This window comes from Wolbachia endosymbiont of Onchocerca gibsoni (assembly GCF_029169405.1).
In the GTDB taxonomy this organism is placed as follows: Bacteria; Pseudomonadota; Alphaproteobacteria; order Rickettsiales; family Anaplasmataceae; genus Wolbachia.
Window position 1 is genome coordinate 680,678 of record NZ_JABUMP010000001.1, and the last position, 22,091, is coordinate 702,768.

Annotated in this window: 16 protein-coding genes, 2 rRNA genes and 1 pseudogene; 7 read left to right on the top strand and 12 right to left on the bottom strand. The window is 33.7% G+C overall.

Annotation, left to right across the window (positions count from 1 at the left end; all coding sequences use genetic code 11):
• Nucleotides 1–874: 874 nt before the first annotated feature.
• The gene (locus HSX44_RS02710) at nucleotides 875–2,071 is read right to left on the bottom strand and encodes a phosphoglycerate kinase (RefSeq protein WP_275602193.1); all 1,197 of its coding nucleotides are present in this window, start codon (nucleotides 2,069–2,071) and stop codon (nucleotides 875–877) included.
• A 39-nt stretch (nucleotides 2,072–2,110) separates the two neighbouring features.
• Nucleotides 2,111–3,130 (bottom strand): NAD(P)/FAD-dependent oxidoreductase, encoded by a 1,020-nt coding sequence (locus HSX44_RS02715; RefSeq protein WP_275602194.1) that lies wholly within the window; start codon nucleotides 3,128–3,130, stop codon nucleotides 2,111–2,113.
• Between the two features lie 1,156 nt (nucleotides 3,131–4,286).
• On the opposite strand from HSX44_RS02715, the gene HSX44_RS02720 reads away from it, so the two are divergent.
• Nucleotides 4,287–4,433 carry a hypothetical protein gene (locus HSX44_RS02720; protein WP_275602195.1) on the top strand — a complete coding sequence of 49 codons (147 nt, stop codon included), beginning with the start codon at nucleotides 4,287–4,289 and terminating at the stop codon, nucleotides 4,431–4,433.
• 518 nt (nucleotides 4,434–4,951) lie between these two features.
• On the opposite strand, the gene fsa is transcribed toward HSX44_RS02720, so the two are convergent.
• The 4 genes from fsa to pstC all read right to left on the bottom strand — a co-directional run bounded on the left by fsa (nucleotide 4,952) and on the right by pstC (nucleotide 8,597).
• A complete protein-coding gene (gene fsa, locus HSX44_RS02725) occupies nucleotides 4,952–5,596 on the bottom strand; it encodes a fructose-6-phosphate aldolase (RefSeq protein ID WP_275602196.1) in 645 nt (214 codons plus the stop codon).
• A 27-nt stretch (nucleotides 5,597–5,623) separates the two neighbouring features.
• Nucleotides 5,624–5,953 carry a F0F1 ATP synthase subunit epsilon gene (locus HSX44_RS02730; RefSeq protein WP_275602197.1) on the bottom strand — a complete coding sequence of 110 codons (330 nt, stop codon included), beginning with the start codon at nucleotides 5,951–5,953 and terminating at the stop codon, nucleotides 5,624–5,626.
• Nucleotides 5,954–5,982: 29 nt separating this feature from the next.
• Nucleotides 5,983–7,401: a F0F1 ATP synthase subunit beta gene (gene atpD / locus HSX44_RS02735; RefSeq protein ID WP_275602198.1), complete on the bottom strand. Its 1,419-nt coding sequence runs from the start codon at nucleotides 7,399–7,401 to the stop codon at nucleotides 5,983–5,985.
• 104 nt (nucleotides 7,402–7,505) lie between these two features.
• Entirely contained in the window at nucleotides 7,506–8,597 is a 1,092-nt protein-coding gene (gene pstC / locus HSX44_RS02740) for a phosphate ABC transporter permease subunit PstC (RefSeq protein WP_275602199.1), read from the bottom strand.
• Nucleotides 8,598–8,723: 126 nt separating this feature from the next.
• Here pstC and rpmH point away from each other — a divergent pair, with 126 nt between their 5' ends.
• The 3 genes from rpmH to HSX44_RS02755 all read left to right on the top strand — a co-directional run bounded on the left by rpmH (nucleotide 8,724) and on the right by HSX44_RS02755 (nucleotide 9,556).
• Nucleotides 8,724–8,858 carry a 50S ribosomal protein L34 gene (gene rpmH / locus HSX44_RS02745; protein WP_275602200.1) on the top strand — a complete coding sequence of 45 codons (135 nt, stop codon included), beginning with the start codon at nucleotides 8,724–8,726 and terminating at the stop codon, nucleotides 8,856–8,858.
• Nucleotides 8,851–9,210, top strand: a complete 360-nt coding sequence (rnpA, locus tag HSX44_RS02750; protein ID WP_275602201.1) for a ribonuclease P protein component — start codon at nucleotides 8,851–8,853, stop codon at nucleotides 9,208–9,210. The genes rpmH and rnpA overlap by 8 nt, the downstream gene beginning before the upstream one ends.
• An 82-nt stretch (nucleotides 9,211–9,292) precedes the next feature.
• A complete protein-coding gene (locus tag HSX44_RS02755) occupies nucleotides 9,293–9,556 on the top strand; it encodes a hypothetical protein (RefSeq protein ID WP_275602202.1) in 264 nt (87 codons plus the stop codon).
• A 44-nt stretch (nucleotides 9,557–9,600) separates the two neighbouring features.
• Here HSX44_RS02755 and rrf read toward each other — a convergent pair.
• Together rrf and HSX44_RS02765 are read right to left on the bottom strand one after the other, a co-directional pair.
• Nucleotides 9,601–9,707: ribosomal RNA gene (gene rrf / locus HSX44_RS02760) — 5S ribosomal RNA — on the bottom strand.
• Between the two features lie 57 nt (nucleotides 9,708–9,764).
• Nucleotides 9,765–12,547, bottom strand: a 23S ribosomal RNA gene (locus HSX44_RS02765).
• A 343-nt stretch (nucleotides 12,548–12,890) separates the two neighbouring features.
• Between HSX44_RS02765 and HSX44_RS02770 the strand changes: the two genes are divergently transcribed.
• The 3 genes from HSX44_RS02770 to ruvX all read left to right on the top strand — a co-directional run bounded on the left by HSX44_RS02770 (nucleotide 12,891) and on the right by ruvX (nucleotide 16,271).
• Nucleotides 12,891–13,964: a methyltransferase gene (locus HSX44_RS02770; RefSeq protein ID WP_275602203.1), complete on the top strand. Its 1,074-nt coding sequence runs from the start codon at nucleotides 12,891–12,893 to the stop codon at nucleotides 13,962–13,964.
• A 27-nt stretch (nucleotides 13,965–13,991) separates the two neighbouring features.
• Nucleotides 13,992–15,803: a ribonucleoside-diphosphate reductase subunit alpha gene (locus HSX44_RS02775; RefSeq protein WP_275602204.1), complete on the top strand. Its 1,812-nt coding sequence runs from the start codon at nucleotides 13,992–13,994 to the stop codon at nucleotides 15,801–15,803.
• On the top strand, nucleotides 15,804–16,271 hold the full coding sequence (ruvX, locus tag HSX44_RS02780; protein WP_275602206.1) for a Holliday junction resolvase RuvX: 468 nt from the start codon (nucleotides 15,804–15,806) through the stop codon (nucleotides 16,269–16,271).
• Nucleotides 16,272–16,519: 248 nt separating this feature from the next.
• Here the strand turns inward: ruvX and uvrC are convergent.
• The 4 genes and pseudogenes from uvrC to HSX44_RS02800 form a co-directional block, all read right to left on the bottom strand.
• Nucleotides 16,520–18,273 (bottom strand): annotated as a pseudogene (gene uvrC, locus HSX44_RS02785) (excinuclease ABC subunit UvrC); the annotation flags it as partial.
• Complete coding sequence (gene glyS / locus HSX44_RS02790) at nucleotides 18,270–20,375, bottom strand: glycine--tRNA ligase subunit beta (protein WP_275602209.1); 2,106 nt, start codon at nucleotides 20,373–20,375, stop codon at nucleotides 18,270–18,272. The gene glyS and the pseudogene uvrC, both read right to left, overlap by 4 nt.
• A gap of 3 nt (nucleotides 20,376–20,378) precedes the next feature.
• Entirely contained in the window at nucleotides 20,379–21,218 is an 840-nt protein-coding gene (locus tag HSX44_RS02795) for a glycine--tRNA ligase subunit alpha (protein WP_275602210.1), read from the bottom strand.
• 57 nt (nucleotides 21,219–21,275) lie between these two features.
• Nucleotides 21,276–22,022 (bottom strand): phosphatidylglycerophosphatase, encoded by a 747-nt coding sequence (locus HSX44_RS02800; RefSeq protein WP_275602211.1) that lies wholly within the window; start codon nucleotides 22,020–22,022, stop codon nucleotides 21,276–21,278.
• Between the last annotated feature and the right edge of the window lie 69 nt (nucleotides 22,023–22,091).

Genomic DNA, 22,091 nt, shown 5'->3' on the forward strand with positions numbered 1-22,091 from the left:
TTTTAAATGTATAGAAACCTTTATTGCTAAATTAAGATAGATATTTCACTATTAGCTAATATATTTCTGAATATTTTGATTGGTCATTCTTTTTATAAGAAACTATTCTAAATTTTTTCTTTATTTTTTTTAGTAAGATCATTTTAATTCGTGCATAACTTTGTCATAGTCAAACATTTTTTAGATTGTACATAAATATTAAATAAATATTTCATATAGATACATTCGATCTTTTCCAGTTTCTTTAATACTCTCTAGTTACAGAAACTAAAATATCACATCAGCATTAAAGTATTTCCTCATCATCACATAAATATTTTATTCCAAATGAGTAAACTGGTTGATCAACTCTATCTTATTGCATAGAGACTTATTATTTCAAATCACACTGTCCATTATCTTCTAAGCTTCAACATACCTATCTACAAAACACATATACCTAATTCATTGTTTAGCTCGCCATAAAAAATATGACAAACCTTATATCTATATAGTCTCTTTTTCAATTCTGCTATTAGTAAAACAAATCTTAGTTTGACTTACCCTTGAATAACTCTAGATCTGCATTCGGTATAATCACTTGATTATTGAGCCTATTGTATTGTATATCTTTTCCACTACTTCCCGATGCTCTGCAGATATCAAGCAAAATACTAAAATTTCTTAATTATGGTGTGTTATTCAATCTCCACAAATTCTTAACACGCCTTTATCAAAGGCAGTTAGACCTAGAAGGGAGAAAATATAGCTTAGCTTGAAGAATTTACTTTGAAGAATGCCTCAAAGCCAACTTATCAATTCGTGTCACTGAAATAATGATTTTTAATATAAAAAACAAATCCTATACTATACCAGTACCATTAATTAAAAAACTTTAATCTAACGCTAATCGTAGTGCAGCAACTCCTGGCATTTCATCATCACTTAGCCAGTTTAAAAATGCCCCTCCGCCGGTCGAAACATATGTAAAATCTTTATCGGTAAGACCTGCAGCATTTATTGCGGATAGGCTATCCCCTCCCCCTACCACACTGATTAATTTCCCCTTACGGGTCAAACTACTTACCACCTTCATCACCCCTATTGTACCATTTGCAAAAGCTGAATACTCAAAAACACCAATAGGTCCATTCCACAGCAAAGTTTTACTGCTTGCTATTACACTGCTTATTGTGCTTAAAGTTTGAGGTCCGATATCTAAAATTACATCATTATCTAAAATAGATTCAGTTTTTCTTAAAATGCCAGTGCTATAATCAGAGTTTACTGCAACTAAGACATCTTCAGGCATAATTATTTTGCAATTGTTTTTATTTGCCGTCTCAACAACATCACGCAGAAGATCATTAACGTTATTTTGAAAAAAAGATTTGCCAACACTCACTCCATTAAATAACAAAAAATTATTAGTAATTGCACCACCAAGAATTAGATAATTAACCTTTTCTGCTAATTTTATAAGCATTTTTATTTTAGTTGATATTTTAGCTCCTCCAACTATCGCAGTAATGGGTTTAGCATCAAACAATATGACTTTTTCAAGATGCTTTAGCTCATTTTGCAAGCAAAATCCTGCGTAGGAAGGTAAAAACTTTGTAATACATGAAATAGAGGCATGAGCTCTATGAGAACAAGAAAATGCATCATTTACATATATATCCGCTAGAGATGCTAACTGTTTAGCAAAATTCAAGTCATTCTGCTCCTCCCCTTTATAAAATCTTAGATTTTCTAGTAACATTACATCTCCTCTACTCATTGCATTTATTGCTCTTTGTACTCTCTGGCCAATACAAGTATCAATAAATTTTACCTCTTTTTTCAACAATTGTGATAAGGTTTCAACTATGTTTCTTAGCGATAGACTACTATCTTTAGTTTTTGGATGTCCAAGATGTGATATAATAATAACTTTTGCACTTGCATTTATTAAGTGTTGAATGGTAGGCAGCGTTCTCAAAATACGAGTGTTATCATGAACTTTTCCGTTTTTTATAGGAACATTAAAATCAACCCTGAGCAAAACAGTCTTACCCTGAAAATCACAATTTTCTATGCTAGGTATGTTCATATAAAATTCAAGCTACAAAATACTATATAGCAGTTTTACTTAAAGTAAATTACTTGCTCTTTCTTGAATCCTCTTTGAAGTTGAATATTGAAAATTAACTGGAGAATTGTGAATTACTTTATATATGTCATAACAAGCCATAGCACTCTCAGCAAAACCATTTAATATCAACTTTAGTTTACCCAAATAAGTAGCTATATCTCCGACTGCATATATCCTATCTCTATTAGTTCTAAGTGTAGTCTGATCAACAACTATGCGACTATGTTGCAACTTTAAACCCCAATTGTTTATTGGACCTAAATTCATCGACAGGCCAAAAAATGGCAGTAAGAAATCAGCGTATATTCCTTTTTTTTCATTAGAGACAATATTCTTTATTATCACTGCATTCAATTGCCCATTATTCCCAACTAATTCGTGTAATTGATATGGCGTTACGAGTTTTATTTTTCCATCGCTTTTAAGTAATTCTAATTTATTTTTAGTTTCAGGAGTGCAACGAAATTCTTTTCTTCGATGTATCACATAGATTCTCTTCGCAACTCTAGAGAGTTCTATAGTCCAATCAGCTGCGGAATCTCCTCCTCCCGCAATAACTATAGTTTTATCCTGAAAATCAGAAATTTTATTTACGCTATAAAATACGGACTTATTCTCGTACTCTAATATACCACTAAGAGGTGGGCGGTTAGGTTCAAATATTCCATTACCTGCAGCAATGATAACAGCTTTACACTTCACTTCTGTACCTATACTTGTTACTACAGTAAAACTTTGATTGTCATTACTTGAGATTTTCTCCACNATTTGACTTAAATGGTAAACAGGGCCAAATGGCAAAGCTTGTTCCATTAATTGTTCAATCAATCTTTGCGCAGTAATAACAGGATAGCCAGGTATATCATATATTGATTTTCCTGGATAAAGAGCGGCACACTGTCCTCCTGCTTGATTTAAAATATCCATTATATGACATCTCATATCGAGCATTCCCGCTTGAAAAGCAGTAAATATTCCAACAGGTCCTGCACCTATTACTACTATGTCAGTTTCCATGATTCCTATTTTAAGCAACAACTCATTTAGATATTAGCTAGCTTTGTTAATAAGGTCAATTTATGTAATATAGGAGATGCAATTTGAAAAATGCATAAATCAACCCTTTATAACCTTAGCAGATTTTCCTTTCTCGCACTAAAAAAGACAAACTAAAAAATAAATTTCTATGTAATTACAGTAATATATTAGCTTAAATAGTAAAAAAAGCACCATGAATATCAAGAATAACCTAATAGTTAAAGCTGTAGTAAATAACAAGACAAAAAGAAGTTGTAAAACAATTGCTTACTTTCCTTAAAAATTACCTAATCCATTCGATATAGAACAAATATGCACAAAAAGTCAGTACTTCATTAAATCATGCTGCAAAAAATTTCAATCATGAGCTGGTAAAATTACTCATTAATAAATATAGAATCAATATGAGTTTAAAAAAAAGCAACATAGATGAATTCTATTAGAATTTACAATCGAAATTTTTTTTCAGAGGTTGCAATTAGAGAAATCTACCTATAACTAAATATTTTAATAGAAAAGTTTCTTGTGAAAATGACTTAATGATTATTAATCTCTTGTCAAAATCGAAAGTAAAATTCAATAAGGCGAGTGCGCTTATCTACTAAGTAGTATAGAAAATCAGAAAAATAAGAATGAATATGCAACTTTAATGAAAAGACAGAGAAGAGACTTCAAGTTTAATTTAACATTTAAAAGTATTTTAAAAAAAATTGATGAAAATGCTAAGCGAGGAGAAAAATATGTAAAGTACAAAAACCATAATCATAATTAACAATTCACAGAAAATACTTACAATATCTCGAAATACAATAATAGTAGCCAATATGATATCTTAGGATATAATATCAGTAATTGCTGGACTTCAAAGGATATTTACAAGAAGCAGACACTATATGATAATAAAGAAGAATAAAATGTAACATTCTGTAAATCATAGTAATAGTGTATTGATTATTTACAGTAACGAAACTTACTGTTGTAATANNATGAAGAAAGCAACACCTAACACCTTTAAATTTCTAATCAGCAAATAAAAAAGGAATCAGAACTACTGAAGAATAGTTATATATCTAGTAATGATACAGATAAACAAAAACCTAAAATTGTAGCTTTGCCGAACCATCAGCTAAATAGAATGAAATCATTCATATCATCAAAGTCAATTAATTTGCAAATAAAAACTCAAGCTCCTCTTGCAAAAACGATGCGTGAAGATAAAATGGTTAATCTTACCTTTAATAAAGCATATGGTTCCAATTTTTCTCTAATTAAGAATCAGTAAATAATATAAAGAAAAAGAAGAGACATTTTCTAGCTTTAAGATATGATTCTAACCTCAAAGTCAGATAGTTTAAGTTCTTAAGTGTTTTTAAATTTTATAAAACAGCTCATAATAATTATGAATCTAGCCTTTTTAAAAGGCATAGAAAAGGAGCTCAATAAATCAATAAAAAAATTGCTTAGCACATTTTTGCAGCTCCATTTTGTCAGCAGAATAGCACTCTAAAATCAAAAAATCTACTTTTGTTTGCAAGTTTTTCCACTAAACAACAAAATTCAGTAAAAAAGTGTAGTGTATCTTCTTCAAGATATGCACGGTATATATTTCTGTTGTATGCGTGCTACACTTTTGCTAATTCTTCTCTATAGGAAGTTCATCATGTTTATACAACCTTGAATTACATATATCGTTAACTTAGCACGAAAATCAGACAGCACCTAAGTTTTTTAACATCAGACCATAAAATGGTTAAGGCTAATATAAGTTTTTCGTCCTTTCTAACAAATTTNTATGATTACTTATTTTTTTGCACTCCAGTCTTTTTCAAATATTGCAAGCCCATAATCAGTAAGTGGATGGCTAAGTAACTGCCTAAGTACTTTTACTGGCATAGTAATTGAATCAGCACCAAGTTTTGCAGCTTCTATCACGTGCGCTGAGCTTCTTACTGATGCAACAAGAACTTTAGTATCAAAACCGTAATTAGAATATATAGTACGTATATCCCTTATTAAAAATAAACCACCATGGTTTATATCATCAAGACGACCAACAAAAGGAGAAACAAAACAAGCACTGGCCTTAGCGGCAAACAGTGCTTGTCCAGGAGAAAAACATAATGTAATGTTAACAGGTATTTTATGCTCTGTCCACAACTTTTTACAAGAAATTAATCCTTCATATGTAAGAGGCAACTTTACTACGATATTACTAGCGATTTTCGCTAATTTAAGTCCTTCTTTAATCATTTCCTCATGATTATCTGCAACAACTTCAACACTAACAGGCCCTTTTATAACAGAGCATATTTCACTTATTAAACCTTCATATTCATCTTTACGCCCAGACTTTGCTATCAAAGAAGGATTAGTTGTTATACCATCAATAACCTCTTTTAGCTCTTCAATTTCACTTAAATCAACACTATCAAGAAAAATTTCCATAATATCTCAATATACAATAAAAACTCACTAACTAAAATAATTTAATTGCATGTTCATTCTTTTGCTTTTAAACAATTCCTCATTATGAATTGTACAATCGAAAACCTGAATTTGATTCGTCATAACACTACAATTATTATTTATAATCTCCAGTACACCATTATCAACCACAACCTTTTCTTCCTTCTGTTTACTCATTTTAACAGTGATTATACCTGGCAATAAATAAATTAAATAAGGAGAGTGGTGAGCTAAAATCATAAGTTCACCCTCAAGCCCATTCATTGAAAGAGAAACCACTTTATTGAATGAGATTTGATTATCAGGAGAAAAAAATTGCACTTTAAAGGTATTCATGATCTCTAATCTCTAGCTCAAACTTTAACTTAAGTCTTTATTAATTCAGCCTTCTCTATTGCTTCATCTATATTTCCCACCATATAAAAAGCAGCCTCTGGTAAGTGATCATATTTACCCTCAATAATTCCTTTAAAACTGGAAACAGTGTCAGAAAGTGAAACAAATTTACCAGGCATACCAGTAAATATTTCTGCAACGTGAAAAGGTTGAGAGAGAAACTTCTGAATTTTACGAGCCCTATCAACAGTAATTTTATCCTCATCAGACAGCTCATCCATACCAAGTATTGAAATAATATCTCTCAGTGATTTATAAGTTTGCAGTATGCGTTTTATCTCAGAAGCTACTCTATAATGTTCTTCACCAATAATTTCACTAGATAAAGACTGAGAAGTTGAATCAAGTGGATCAACAGCAGGATATATTCCCATTTCAGCTATTTGCCTCGATAGTACTGTAGTTGCGTCAAGATGAGAAAATGTAGTTGCTGGAGCTGGATCGGTTAAATCATCCGCAGGAACATATATCGCCTGCACAGAAGTAATAGAACCGGAAGTAGTTGAGGTTATCCTCTCCTGCATCGCTCCCATATCAGTTGCAAGTGTCGGCTGATACCCAACAGCTGAAGGTATTCTCCCAAGTAAAGCAGAAACTTCAGAACCAGCTTGTGTAAAACGAAAGATATTATCAACAAAAAACAGAACATCCTGATTCTCATGATCACGAAAGTACTCTGCCATAGTTAATGCTGTTAAAGCAACTCTAGCCCTTGCCCCAGGGGGTTCATTCATCTGACCATAAACTAAAACAGCTTGAGACTTTTCATGTTCATTCACATCTATCACATTTGAATTGATCATCTCGTGATAAAGGTCATTACCTTCACGTACTCTTTCCCCAACTCCAGCAAATACAGAAAATCCTTTGTAAGCTTTTGCTATATTATTAATCAATTCCATTATGAGAACTGTTTTACCAACACCGGCTCCACCAAATAAGCCAATTTTTCCTCCTTTTAAATAAGGTGCAAGAAGGTCTACGACTTTTATCCCTGTAACTAAAACCTCTTCCTGTATCTTCTGTTCTGTAAAACTTGGCGGCTCCCTGTGTATAGGCTCTAGATCATACTTCCCTTTCAGGAGACCATATTCATCTATAAGCTCTCCAACAACATTAAAAACCCTCCCTAAAGTTGAGCGCCCAACTGGAACTGATATTGGTGCACCTGTATCAACAAACTCATCATTCCTTGATACACCATCTGTACTATCCATGGCAATACAACGGACTGTATTATCACCTATATGTTGTGAAACTTCCAAAACTAACTCCTTGCCCTTATACTTTAGTTTACTTTTTAAAGCATTAAATATTTTAGGTAATTCGCCTTCAAATTTTAAATCAATAACTGCTTGGGTTACCTTAACTGTTCTACCTATATTCACCTTTTTATTTTTACCACCCAACACTATTATTTTATAATACTTCTCCAAATCAAGAAAATAAATCTTATGCTATTAATAGAAATTTTGCAACATTAAAGTGTTCGCTAATCGCGTTTTATTATAAACAATGCAAATGCATTTAATAGCCAAGTAATAATAAATAGTACTAAACTAAGCGCATAAGCAGCAAGTGTTTGCACACTACTGAAATCCTGATCTCCAGTAAGTAGCGTAGCTACCTGCACAGTAATAGTAGTAACTGAATTAAGAGGATTGAAAGTTAAGTTTGAGTTGATTCCAACAGCCATTAGCACTATCATTGTTTCACCTATCACTCTTGAAATTGATAACAGAATTGCACTCAAAATCGTAGGCATTGCATAGGGTATTATTATGTGCCATACAGTTTCTGCTGGAGTAGCCCCTAACGCCATAAAGCCATAGCGTAAACTCTTTGGAACAGACCTAATTGCGTCTTCTAACAAAGAAATAATAAAAGGAAGGACCATTATCCCTATTGATAAACCAGCAACCAATGCACTCTCCGAGTGTATACTTAGACCAAAAAAACTTGCTATCTGTTTTGCAGAAGAAGATAAAAATACAACCGAGAAATATCCATATACAACTGTAGGAATAGCAGATAAAACTTGCAGAGTTATATTAACAATATAACGCACTTTTTCACTCGCATACTCACTAATATATATTGCAGAAAATAAACCAAGAGGAACAGCAACTACCATTGCTACAATAGTTACAACTAATGTGCCAACCAAAAGTGTAGCTATACCGAAGCATCCTATTTTTTCTCCATTAATAGTCACTGCACTATGACTCCACTTCAAGCAAAATAAAAATTCTGAAATAGCTACTTCTCTAAAAAAATTAACAGATTGGACAAGAATAGATAACATTATAAATAAAGTGATAAAAAACGATATAGCAAGAGCTATAGATAATAAAAGCTTGATTATCTTATTGCATTTAAAGACAAAAGCAAACATAAAAAAAAGTGACGCTATAGCGATAGAAGTTATAAGACAATTACTACAGAATATTAATGACCAGGTTAACAACCATATACAACTAAGATATAAATAAACTTTGACTTTATTTATTTGTTGAAATTTACTAAAATAAAACAAAAGAATTAGTAGTGTAAGTATGAAAAGGATTGTTGTCACTGAATTCATCTACTCATATTCGAACCTTATTTTACGAAAATACAATTTTTAAGGATATTTAGTATATACAATACAAATACCATTTGACAATAAAGTAAAACAAAATTAAAATAATTAAATACTTTTGTAAAAACAATGAAAAGAACGTTTCAACCAAAAAATCTGATAAGAAAACGCAGACATGGCTTCCGCACACGTATAGCAACAAAAGCTGGAAGAAAAATACTCAACAGACGTCGCTCATTAGGATGCAAAAAACTATGTGCATAGTCAAGTTATCAAGTATAAAAAAAAAGACTTCTCATTTGCTTTTAAAAATAAGCTAGTACCTAATAGTTCTTTTTATCATGGACTCTACATGTCACTATATGCCGTAAAAGAAAGAGAACCAGAAAGGTATATTGATACTATTAGAACAGGTTTAGTTATCAGCAAAAAAGTTGGGAAAGCGACAAAAAGAAACAAAATCAAAAGGCAATTACGAATGCTTGCTAAAATTAACATTTTACATGCAAGTAATACTGGGTATTACTATATAATAGTAACTCACAGAAATATTATACAAGCAAGCTATAAAAACTTACAAAAAGATCTAACTATTTGCTTAAAAAAAATAAAATAAAAACCTCAATTGAGGTATTTACAACTATATTATTTACGATAACATGAGTAAAGTTTTTAAAAATAATTAATAGGCGCAATAAATGGTGGAGTACATAAAAGAGGTAAGTAATATAGGCTTTGGTAAGATGTACCAATCTTTATTTCTCCCTAAAGGAACAGGAACAGACTGGAGGTCAGCATTCCGTCAGCAAGAAGAATTATTAAAAAAGAAGGTAGCAGATAATATAACATCACCAGAAATCAGCAATTCTCCTTTAAAAGAAGGTAAATTAGAAGAAGTAGGAACAACACTAAATGATATAAAAAAAGATCAAGGATACATAAAAACAAGAAAATTAAGATAAAAATACATCTATACAACTTATAATTAATGAAGAAATTTTCATAAACTTGGCAGCGACTTACTCTCCCTTTTCAAGTACCATCAGCGCTAAAAAGTTTCACTTCCGAGTTCGAAATGAGATCGGGTGTTTCATTTTTGCTATAGCCACCAAGTTAATAAAAATTTCTAACTTAATTTAATATTTAACACTGCATACACGCATATAGAAAGCAAATAAACCAATCAGGCTATTAGTACTAGTTAGCTTCACATGTTACCATACTTCCACACCTAGCCTATCAACGTGGTAGTCTTCCACGGCCTTAATTGGGAAATCTTTTTGAAGAGGGTTTCTTGCTTATATGCTTTCAGCAATTATCCCACCTATACATAGCTACCCAGCGATGCTATTGGCATAACAGCTGGTACACCAGAGGTATATCCATCTCGGTCCTCTCGTACTAGAGTTAGATCTTCTCAAATTTCCTTCACCCACGGCAGATAGAAACCGAACTGTCTCACGACGTTCTAAACCCAACTCACGTATCACTTTAATCGGCGAACAGCCGAACCCTTGGGACCTTCTTCAGCCCCAGGATGTGATGAGTCGACATCGAGGTGCCAAACGGTGTCGTCGATATGAACTCTTGAACACCATCAGCCTGTTATCCCCGGCGTACCTTTTATCCGTTGAGCGATGACCCTTCCATACAGAATCACCGGATCACTATGACCGACTTTCGTCTCTGCTTGGCTTGTCAGCCTCGCAGTCAGGCAAGCTTGTGCCATTATACTATTAAGCTGATTTCCGACCAGCTCTAGCTTACCTTCGCACGCCTCCGTTACCTTTTAGGAGGCGACCGCCCCAGTCAAACTACCCACCATACAACGTCCTAGTTCCAGATAATGAAACATAGTTAGATATCAAAAGTGTAAAGGGTGGTATCTCAAGGTTGACTCCATTACAGCTAGCGCCATAACTTCAAAGCCTCCCACCTATCCTGCACATTACATTTTTAATAACAATATAAAGCTATAGTAAAGGTGCACGGGGTCTCTTCGTCTAACCGCGGGTACCCCGCATCTGCACGGGGAATTCAATTTCGCTGAATTGATGTTGGAGACAGTGGAGAAATCGTTACGCCATTCGTGCGGGTCGGAACTTACCCGACAAGGAATTTCGCTACCTTAGGACCGTCAGTGTTACGGCCGCCGTTTACTGGGGCTTCAATTCAGAGCTTGCACCCCTCTTATTAACCTTCCAGCACCGGGCAGGCGTCAGACCCTATACTTCCACTTACGTGTTTGCAGAGTCCTGTGTTTTTAATAAACAGTCGCTACTCCCTATTTTGTGCCACCTACTAATAGTTGCCTAAAAGCAGGTTACCCTTCTTCCGAAGTTACAGGTACAATTTGCCGAGTTCCTTCAACATCATTCTTTCAACACCTTAGTATACTCTACTCACCCACCAGTGTCGGTTTACGGTACGGCCTCATGAATATAAGCGTTATTTCCTGGAGCTCCTTTTAAGCATAAGACAATCCAATAAGCCCTATACAAATACAAAACTCGTCACACTTAAGAGGTTCAGGAATATTAACCTGATTGCCATCGACTACTCCTATACGGACTTGCCTTAGGAACCGACTAACCCTACGCAGATTAACTTAACGTAGGAACCCTTAGGTTTTTGGTGAGAGTGTTTTTCACACTCTTTTACGCTACTTATGTCAGCATTCTCACTTCTGATATCTCCAGCAGTTCTTACAAACCACCTTCACAGACTTACAGAACGCTCTGCTACCGCACCTATTGACTAAAATCAATAAGTACTCACATCTTCGGTATACAGCTTTAGCCCCGGTACATTTTCAGCGCAGAAAAACTTATTTAGACAAGTGAGCTGTTACGCTTTCTTTAAAGGATGGCTGCTTCCAAGCCAACCTCCTAGCTGTAATGGTTTTTCTACTTCCTTCCCCACTTAGCTGTAATTTTGGGACCTTAGATGGTGATCTGGGTTGTTTCCCTTTTCACTATGGATTTAGCACCCACAGTGTGTCTGCTATACAATTAATTATTGGTATTCGGAGTTTAGTTAGATTTGGTAAGACAGTGAACCCCCCTAGTCTATCCAGTGCTCTACCCCCAATAACATACATACAACGCTCTACCTAAATAGATTTCGCAGAGAACCAGCTATTTCCAAGTTTGATTGGCCTTTCACCCCTAATCACAACTCATCCAATAATGTTGCAACATTAACTAGTTCGATCCTCCAGTGTGTTTTACTACACCTTCAATCTGGTCATGACTAGATCACCTGGTTTCGGGTCTAATCCATAAAACTAAAACGCCCTATTTAGACTTGCTTTCGCTACGCCTACACCTAACGGCTTAAGCTTGCTTCATAGATTAACTCGCTGACCCATTATGCAAAAGGTACGCTGTCACCCTAATGCAAATTCACTATAAGATCACTCTCATAGGAAAAACATAGAGCTCCAACTGTTTGTAAGCACTTGATTTCAGGTTCTATTTCACTCCCCTCCCGGGGTTCTTTTCACCTTTCCCTCACGGTACTTGTCCACTATCGGTCGTCAAGGAGTATTTAGGCTTGGAGGATGGTCCCCCCACGTTCAAACAGGATTCCACGTGTCCCGCTCTACTCAAGGATTTAAAAACTTTCTACTTATACAGGACTATCACCTTCTATGGTTACTACTTCCAGAGTATTCTAATTCTTATTCTTAAATCTCTAGCCTCTTCCGCTTTCGCTCGTCACTACTAACAGAATCTCGGTTGATTTCTTTTCCTTTGGTTACTTAGATATTTCAGTTCACCAAGTTCGCTTTACATACTATGTAATAACTAGCTTAGCTAGTTGGGTTTTCCCATTCGGAAATCTGCGGATCAAAACTTGCTGACAATTCCCCACAGCTTATCGCAGCCTACCACGTCCTTCATCGCCTCTTGACGCCAAGGCATCCATCAAGTGCTCTTAATAACTTATTTACTCGACTACATGCAGAATATGCAGAGTTAAATATTATTGAAATTAAACTGAGATTAAATTAATCCCTACCATAAAACTTGTCAAACACCTAAAAGCTAAATTAACTTTCTATATACTAGAAACTAACAAATGATATGTCAACGTTTTTTTACACAAAATATTTACTTATATTGGCAATAATATATACTTGTAATTCTAAGTAAGCAAAATTTATTATCTAGATAAGCGTTTAAGTAGGGTTATATATAACAAAAGTCAATGAAAAAAATATTTTGTAGTATAAAATACTTTAAAAATCAAGGTTGTTTAAAAGCGATAGTGAACGTACAAGGTGTTTAAAGTATGAAAGGTAACCTATCCTTTATAAATGTTATTTCAAGTTTCATATGCAAGTTAATCAGTATGCTTAATGTTAAAAAAGCTAAACAATTCGCTATAAATAAGTATAATACTTTTCATAAAGAAACAGCTGCACTCCTTGAAAAATCAAAAAATCTATTAAATACTAACATTGAAATTGGTTTACATCACTTCTATAATGGTAACATATCGGATGCAAAGCTGAGGTTTTGGCTAATCAGCGTATTTTGTTCTAATTTACCTGTAGTTTGGTATAACATCGGAAGATGTCATTTTGCAATGGGAAACACCAACAAGGCTTACACTTATTTAACAAAGACATTAAAACTAGATAATAACTATGAAGAAGCGTCCTACTACATAAAAAAAATGACAAATCTAGCACCTATTACAAAACTGCCTAAAAGGCTCATAAAACAATATTTTGATTACACTGGTAAGTACTTTGTTGAACATTGGTTGATTGCTAAACAATACAGAGGCCATGAGCTTATACACATGGTAATTGTAAAAATCTTTAACGACTTAACTTCCACACTTACCATACTTGATCTTGGTTGTGGAACTGGAATATGTGGTCATTTCTTTAAAATACACAACATTGGAAATTACATAATAGGAGTTGACATTTCAAACAGAATGCTAAATATTGCTAGAGGGTGCTTTATAAAGGGTAAACCTGTTTATAATGAGTTAATACACATGGAAATGACAGATTTCCTTAAACAAGAAAGGAATTGCTTGTATGATATCATCATCTTTGCCGAAGTATTACACTATCTACACGACTTTCAAGTAGAGCTGGAACTAGCAAAGAGATTTACGAGTAAAAAAGGAGTGATTATATGCTTAGTAAGAAGAAAGGAAGGTGAAGGTATTGACTTTATAAATAAAGGAGATTACTTTCGCCACTCAGAAAGTTATATACAAAGCGTTGCAAAAGAAATAAATATGCAAATAAGCTATATGAGTTACTGTAAAATATATGGAAGTCAGGTTGATGGTATCTTATTTGCGCTACAGCATCTACAAAAAANACCGGAAACCATAACTTAAAAATTACTATTGCTCAAAGCAGTTTCTATGTACAATAAAACAAAAGAGGAATCCATGAGTAATATTACTATTAACCATGAAAAAAACGTTAAACTGACCAGCTTTGGAAAAGCAGTTCTATTGGATAGGTATCTAATAGAAAATGAAAGTTACCAAGATCTCTTTATACGTATTGCTAGCTACTACTCAGATAATAAGGAGCATGCGCAACGTCTTTATGATTACATAAGCAATTTATGGTTTATGCCTTCAACACCAATACTTAGTAATGGCGGCACTAACAGAGGATTGCCTATCTCTTGTTTTCTTAACGAAACTGAAGACAGCCTACAGGGAATAGTTGATTTATGGAATGAAAATGTTTGGCTAGCTGCACGTGGAGGAGGGATAGGTAGTTATTGGGGAAATCTACGTTCAATTGGCGAAAGTGTAAAGGGCAGCGGTAAAACATCTGGGATTGTACCATTTATTGTAGTACAGAACGCTCTAACACTTGCAATTAGTCAAGGATCATTAAGAAGAGGAAGCTCAGCAGTTTACCTTCCTGTATCCCATCCAGAAATAGAAGAGTTTCTTGATATACGCAAGCCAACAGGAGGTGATCCAAATCGCAAAGCATTAAATATACATCACGCTGTAATAGTAAACGATGAATTCATGCAAGCTGTTGAAAGAGATTTAGAATGGGATTTAATTAGCCCTCACAGTAACAAAGTCATTTCAACTGTTAAAGCACGTGATATATGGGTTAAAATATTAATAGCAAGAGTCGAAACTGGAGAGCCTTATATCATTTTTCTCGATGCAATAAATAATAATAAGCCAGAATCTTATAAAAGACTCAATTTAGACATTAAGATGTCAAATCTATGCAGTGAAATTACTTTAACCANAGGTTATGACCATCTAAACAAACCACGCACTGCTGTATGCTGCCTATCATCAGTAAATCTTGAATACTATGAAGAATGGAAAGACAGTGAATTCTTCATAGAGGACATAATGCGCTTCCTTGATAATGTATTTGAGGATTTCATAAATAAGGCACCAAACGAAATACAGCGAGCAAAATATTCCGCAATGAGAGAGCGTAGTATTGGTCTTGGTGTAATGGGCTTTCATTCATTTTTACAGAGCAAAATGGTTCCTTTTGAGTCAGTAACAGCACAACAGTGGAACAAAAGGATATTTAAGCACTTGCGTGAGCAAGCAGACATAGTTTCTAAAAAATTAGCAGAAGAAAAGGGAGCATGTCTTGATGCTAAAGAAATCAATCTAATGGAAAGGTTTACACATAAGCTCGCTATTGCTCCAACTGCTTCGATTTCTATTATCGCAGGTAACACCTCCCCTGGGATAGAGCCATATGCAGCAAATGTATTCACACAAAAAACACTTACAGGTTCATTTGTAGTGCGAAACAAATTCTTACAAAGATTATTAGCAAAAAAAAATCAAGACAATGACAAAGTATGGTCCTCAATTTCAACAAACGAAGGTTCCGTACAGCATCTAGACTTTCTCAACGAGCACGAAAAATTAACATTTAAAACAGCATACGAACTTGATCAAAGATGGATTATAGAACATGCAAGCGATAGAACTCCATATATTTGTCAGTCTCAATCAGTAAATTTGTTTCTACCTCCTAATATACATAAACGCTATTTACACAAAATACACATGCTTGCTTGGAAAAAAAATCTAAAAAGTTTATATTACTGTAGATCACTGTCAATACAAAGAGCCGACAAGGTTTCACATGATATATCCGAAAAAAACGAAATATTACACCAAAAAACAGATATTGATTATGATGAGTGCTTATCATGTCAATAAATGCTGCATAAAAATCCCGCTGAATTTTTAAAATCCATTCCAAAAGACAAGCGTGTAATGTGCCTCGACATGGGAAAAAAACAAATAGGAATAGCATTTAGTGACAAAACGCAACTCATAGCTACTGCTCATAGCATATATAATAGAAAAAATATAAGCAAAGATTTAGGCTATCTAAATAGAGTATTCAAAGAAAATGAAGCTGGTTCAGTAGTAATAGGGCTACCACTAGAAACAAATAGAAAAAGAAGTGAATGGTATGAAACCATAATCCAGTTTGCAACCAAAATGATAAAAAAATATAAAGTAAATATATATTTGCAAGATGAAAGCTTATCAACATTTATTGCAATTCATACACTAAAGACTGCCGGAGTATCAATCACAAAATCAAAAAAAATAGACGATAAAATCTCTGCATGTATTATTTTACAACGAACGCTAGATAAGATAAATACAATTAAATAGTTTTTCTATAGCTAAAAAATTCTTATATGTTATACTGTAATAGTATCTTAACTGTCAACACGTAGTAAGGGAATTTATCACTTCAAACCATTCCTTAGGTTACTTTAGCTATAGACACCAGGTGCTTAGGTTATTACTCAAGCAGCATCAGTTAGTTTTATATGCACAAGCGCTCATCAGCTTTACTAACATTCATAGTGTTCAAAGTTAACTTCCGTTAACCCATTGCTAACTCTAGCTATATTTTAAATTTCAGCTAGAGAAGCCTTGCTTATATTTTCTAAAAAAACAAAATAAGAACATAATGCTTTTTCTTTTTTCGTTGCCAACGCTAAATACTTTCTCTTAATTATGAACTTATAAACTGTTTATCGCGTTTTTTTCTATGTGAAGCTATTGCAAAACGATGAGCTTCATTACGAAGCAATTGTAAGTAAAGCATGACCTTGCTATCATTCTCCAGAGTGAACTCTTCCTTACCTAACATATAAAATCTCTCGTTTCCCGCATTGCGATAAGTACCCTTTGCCATACAAACAAAAGGAACATCTATTTTCAATATTTGCAACACATTCTGCACTGTAGAAACATGCCCAGGCCCGCCATCAATTAAGAGAAAATCAGGGATTATGTCCTTTATCTTACCGGAAAAACGCTTGATTAACACTTCTCTCATCATTTTATAGTCATCACCTGAAATTTCCCCTTTTATAGTAAATTTTCTGTATTCACTTTTTAAAAAACCTTCCTGTCCTGCAACAACCATTACACCAATTTGGTGATTTCCAGACATATGGCTATTATCATAAACCTCTATACGTTTTGGAACATTTGGTAACGAAAAAACTTTACTCAGCTTTTCGAGTTTTTCTAGACTATCTCTACAATCAGTAAGCTCTCGCTCTAAGCTATATTGAGAGTTATTAAAAACAAACTCTAATAAATCACGTTCTTTATTACTCTTTGTGTACAAAACCTTTATTGATTTGTGAGTAATTTTACATAGCGCTTGCTCTATAATTTTCCTATTTGTAATAAAATCTGGAATATAAATTTGTGCTGGAGGCACATTAACTGAGTTATAGAAATTGATCAAAAAAGTAGACAAAATTTCATCATCTGGATGATCATTACAATTTTCAGCAAAGTAAGAAGTACTTCCGTAGTTTTCTTTATTTCTGAACGATAATAAATTAATACACGCTAAATCTTCTTTACGTACAATGCTGAAAAAGTCTGCATCTTTTTCAAAAGAAAAATCCATTGGCTGCATTTGAACTTGCTTAAGCAGCTTTATTCGATCTCTATGTACAGCAGCAAGCTCGTAGTTCTGTTCATTGCTGTACTTTTTCATTATAGAAAGCAACTGCTCTTCCACTTTATTGTTTCTCCCAAGTAATGTATCTCGTGCTTGTTTTACTGATTGGCAGTAATCATCTTTTGCAATTTTACCCACACATGGTGCTGAGCAGCGCCTAACATGATACTCAAAACATGGCCTTTTTGTTGAGGAGAACTTTTTATCTGAACATCCTCTCAAGAGAAAAGCTTTTTGCAATGACAATATAGTTTGCTTAACAGCAGTAGCAGATGTAAAGGGACCATAATAATGAAACTCACCCTTTTTAAGTTTGCCTCTATGTTGTGCTATACTGGGATAATCATGTTTGGAAATTGTTATATAAGGGTAAGATTTTCCATCTTTAAGCTTAATATTATAAGTAGGTTTTAGTGACTTTATTAACCGCGACTCAAGAAGCAATGCCTCGATTTCATTCTTAGTTAGAAAAGTCTCAATCTTAACAATCTGTGAAAGCATAACCTTAACTCGTTCAGAAAGGTTTCCGAATCGAAGGTAGTTAGATAATCTTGATTTTAAGTTTTTTGCTTTTCCAACATATAAAACCTTACCCTTCTCTCCAGTCATTTTATATACACCGCAAGACTGCGTAGATAAATCAATTTGCCTTTTTATTACTTGAATATTTACGATATAATTCATTGCTTAACTTGTATAAGTTTAAAACATGCCACTGAATGAAAAATGGAAATAACACTCGCAAGCAAAGAGAATCTATTTTCTCTTAGCTTATCATAAGCACAGTTAATCTTTACATTGTCCATAAACTGATTGATAAGTGGAAGAAATCGATTAAGCTCATCGAGTGCTGTACTGAAGTGATCATTTTTTATTGCTTGTTTAATTCTTTTATAAACAGCTACAGCACAATTTGATAGTGCTATCTCCTTACTGTCAATTAAAAACTCTTCATCATAAGATGCGATATAAGTAGTATTGTCATTTTTTTTTGCTTTGCTAACTATATTACTCACCCTTCTATAAGTATTCAGAATCTGCTCACCTTTAGGAGTACTGAGATAACAATCTAATATAATAGTTTGCTTTTCTGCTGTCAGTAGATCATCAATATCAGTTTTATATAATATTGAATCTATAACATCTTGCCTTAAACCTTTATTTTTTAAAATAACCCTAAATCTCTTTAAACAAAATTTAAGCACAAGCTCTAGAATCTGCTCCCTATTTAGCTTATTAGGTTGACCAATTGATGCTGCATCCTCAGCAAATACATATTCTAAATATAAAGATACCGACTTATCTATTAATAGTCTGATTGGAATATGCAAATTATTCTCAAGTATTGTTCTAATTATGCCAATTGCCGTTCTTCGTAAACCAAATTGATCATATGAACCTGAGATCTTTTCACCTGCTGCAATCAAACCAACTAAACTATCTACTTTATCAGCAATAGCCACAACAATCGCAGTAGGGGATCTAGGACATTCTTGCTCTGGTCTAACTGGTTTATAATGTTCAGTTATAGCTTCCACTATTTCTTTATCTTCCTGAAAATAAGAGGCATAATATCCACCCATTATTCCTTGTAATTCTGGAAATTCTCTTACCATTGATGTTGCGAGATCTGCTTTTGCCAAATATGCAGCATGCTCAACCTTAGTTAACGAAGCATGCGGAATATACATGGCTATATACTTTGATAAAACCATAATACGCCTTACTTTTTCTCCAACATTACCTAGATAAGCATGAGATAATATCGAGTCTAACTTTTTTACATAATAATCAAGATTTTCCTTTCTGTCTTGAGACATCAAAAATTGCGCATCAGCAAGACGTGCCTCTAATATTCTTTCATGCCCTTTGATAACTTCATCATTGCTGACATTGACAACAGTAGCAAAGTGCGAAATTCTCTTTCCATTACTCAAAGCAAGGCATTTTTGTTGTGTATTAATTATACTAAGAATTGCCTCTTTTGGCAATCCAAATGACTTTTCGTGATTTACTTTACCAAACAGTACAACTGGCCACTCTATAAGCCCCGTTAATTCATCCAATAAATAATTATTTTCTTCAAGTTGTAAATTCTGCTCTTTTATGAATTTATTAATCTGATCCAGTATGAATTGCTTTCTTTTATCTTGCTGGAGAATGACATTATTTTTTTTTAGTAACTCAAAATAGTCTTTAGGTACTTTAACAGTAAGTACCGCGCTACTTGAGAGAAATCTATGACCATAAGTTGTGTTACACGCCGTAATCCCTGCAAAAAATACAGGAATTATCTCGTCATTTAAAATACATAAAATGTTTTTAATCGGTCTAACCCATCTTTCTTTTCCTTTACTCCACCTCATGCTTTTCGGCCAAGAAAAGTTTTTTAGCATTTTTTCCAGTTGATTTTTAAGAAATTCTTTGATGTTAAATGAGCTGCTTTCTCTCTTAATGAAGTAAAACTCTCCATCATTTACTTTTCGAATAAGTAAATCTTTTCTATCTTTTTGATATTTTTTTAAAAAACCTTCGATGGCACTTTCCGGTGCACTGACATTTGGTCCACTAATTCTGTTATTAGAACCTTTCAGCTCTGAAATATTTATATCATTAACAAAAAGAGCAATGCGACGTGCTGTCACAAAAACCTCTATAGATGCAAATTTCACATTATTTTTATTGAAAGCATTAGTAATATAACTCTTAACTTGAGCTACAGCTAAACTTTGCATTCTTGATGGTATCTCTTCTGAAAGGCATTCAAACAATAGTTGCGATAACATATGCTATTTACTTATGTATAACTCACAACATTTTTTTGTTAGCTCCCTCACTCTGCTAATATATACTGTACGCTCATTCACATCAAGCACACCTCTTGCATCAAGCAGATTAAGTAAATGACTAGTTTTAACACATTGGTCATAAGCTGCTACCGGCAATTTTTTTTCAATAAGGAATTGACATAACTTTTCCGCATCTTCAAACTGCTGCTGTGCTACTTCAGTATTATAATAGTTTAATGACAGGCAAGAAAATTCATACTCTCTTTGCTTAAAAATATCTCCATAAGTTACACCATTGTTGTTCCAAGTTATATCAAAAACATTATCTATACCTTGTATACACATTGCTAAACGTTCCAGCCCATACGCTACTTCACCAGGAATTATTTTACAATCAATGCCTCCTACTTGCTGTATATAAGTAAGTTGTGTCACCTCCATCCCATTGCATGTAACTTCCCACCCAAGTCCTGATGCACCAATACTTGGATTTTCCCAATCATCTTCAACAAATTGAATATCATATTTTCCTGTAGATATACTAAGAGCCTTTAGGCTACTCAAGTAGATATCCTGCAAGTTATTTCCAGAAGGCTTTATCATTACCTGGTACTGATGATGTTGATATAGGCGATTAGGGTTGTTACCATAGCGGCCATCTGCTGGTCTAACCACTGGTTGTAAATATGCAACCTTCATTGGTTTTGTGTCAACCGCTGCCATAGCTGTCGCAGGATGCAATGTTCCAGCTCCAATTTCAGACGTATATGGATAAAGTATAGTACATCCTTCACTAGCCCAAAAATCTTGCAATTCTTTTATTATACTTTGTAGATCCACATAAACTGCACACTTTTTATACTAAATATATAAGTAAATATTTATACTATACAATATTTATTTTTCTGTAGTGTCACACAAATAGTAACCTAAAACTGCTGAGCTTTCTTTCGCATACTGAATTATGCTTTTATTTAGAACAATCGCATCATGCATAGTTAAATCACAGAATATAAATGCAGTCAAATACAGCAAAATTACTGCATAAAACGTATGAAAAATCCCCTCAAACGTGATTGATATTGCATTGTTATAACTAAGTTGTATAGAACTTATTGGCCAAGGTTTTATCACTTCCACAACATTAAAAAATGCATAAGGTATCATAAAGAAAAAGAACAAGTGCACAAAATTATTAAACCAAGATGAACATTGAAATATTTCTTTGCATATACTTCCATACAATCTACTTACAGCATAATAAATTGACATTATTGCTGGNATCGAAAATGCAATAGTCAGTACCTGCCCTGACGCTATCTGTATCACTATATTCTCGCTACTATTTGCCGAAGGGTTTTGAATATGGAAAATAGATATCCCAACTAATTGTAGTACCGATATGCCTATCGCTAACTTCGCAAAAATAGCAGCTATAATTATACCTGAATATGGCATCTTATATAGTATAAAGTTGATTCCGTATACAAGTACTAATATAATATCGGTAATAAGTAATATTAAAAAAGAAGACCAATAGTTCTGCCAATTCGGTAAATATCCTACCCCTAAAAAAGAGCTTATTGCTTTAGAAGGAAAAACTATACCCAATACCTTTTTTAAGACTGCCCAAAAAACTTCCATATCTTAAATGATACTTAGCTAATGGGTTATACTTTATTGCAACAGACTTATCAATAGATCCAAACCATA

Bases quoted from the DNA above. Each gene is read 5' to 3' on its own strand.
- HSX44_RS02710 (WP_275602193.1), bottom strand. From the start codon at position 2,071: ATGAACATACCTAGCATAGAAAATTGTGATTTTCAGGGTAAGACTGTT.
- HSX44_RS02720 (WP_275602195.1), top strand. From the start codon at position 4,287: ATGAAATCATTCATATCATCAAAGTCAATTAATTTGCAAATAAAAACT.
- fsa (WP_275602196.1), bottom strand. From the start codon at position 5,596: ATGGAAATTTTTCTTGATAGTGTTGATTTAAGTGAAATTGAAGAGCTA.
- HSX44_RS02730 (WP_275602197.1), bottom strand. From the start codon at position 5,953: ATGAATACCTTTAAAGTGCAATTTTTTTCTCCTGATAATCAAATCTCA.
- pstC (WP_275602199.1), bottom strand. From the start codon at position 8,597: ATGAATTCAGTGACAACAATCCTTTTCATACTTACACTACTAATTCTT.
- rpmH (WP_275602200.1), top strand. From the start codon at position 8,724: ATGAAAAGAACGTTTCAACCAAAAAATCTGATAAGAAAACGCAGACAT.
- HSX44_RS02755 (WP_275602202.1), top strand. From the start codon at position 9,293: ATGGTGGAGTACATAAAAGAGGTAAGTAATATAGGCTTTGGTAAGATG.
- ruvX (WP_275602206.1), top strand. From the start codon at position 15,804: ATGCTGCATAAAAATCCCGCTGAATTTTTAAAATCCATTCCAAAAGAC.
- glyS (WP_275602209.1), bottom strand. From the start codon at position 20,375: ATGTTATCGCAACTATTGTTTGAATGCCTTTCAGAAGAGATACCATCA.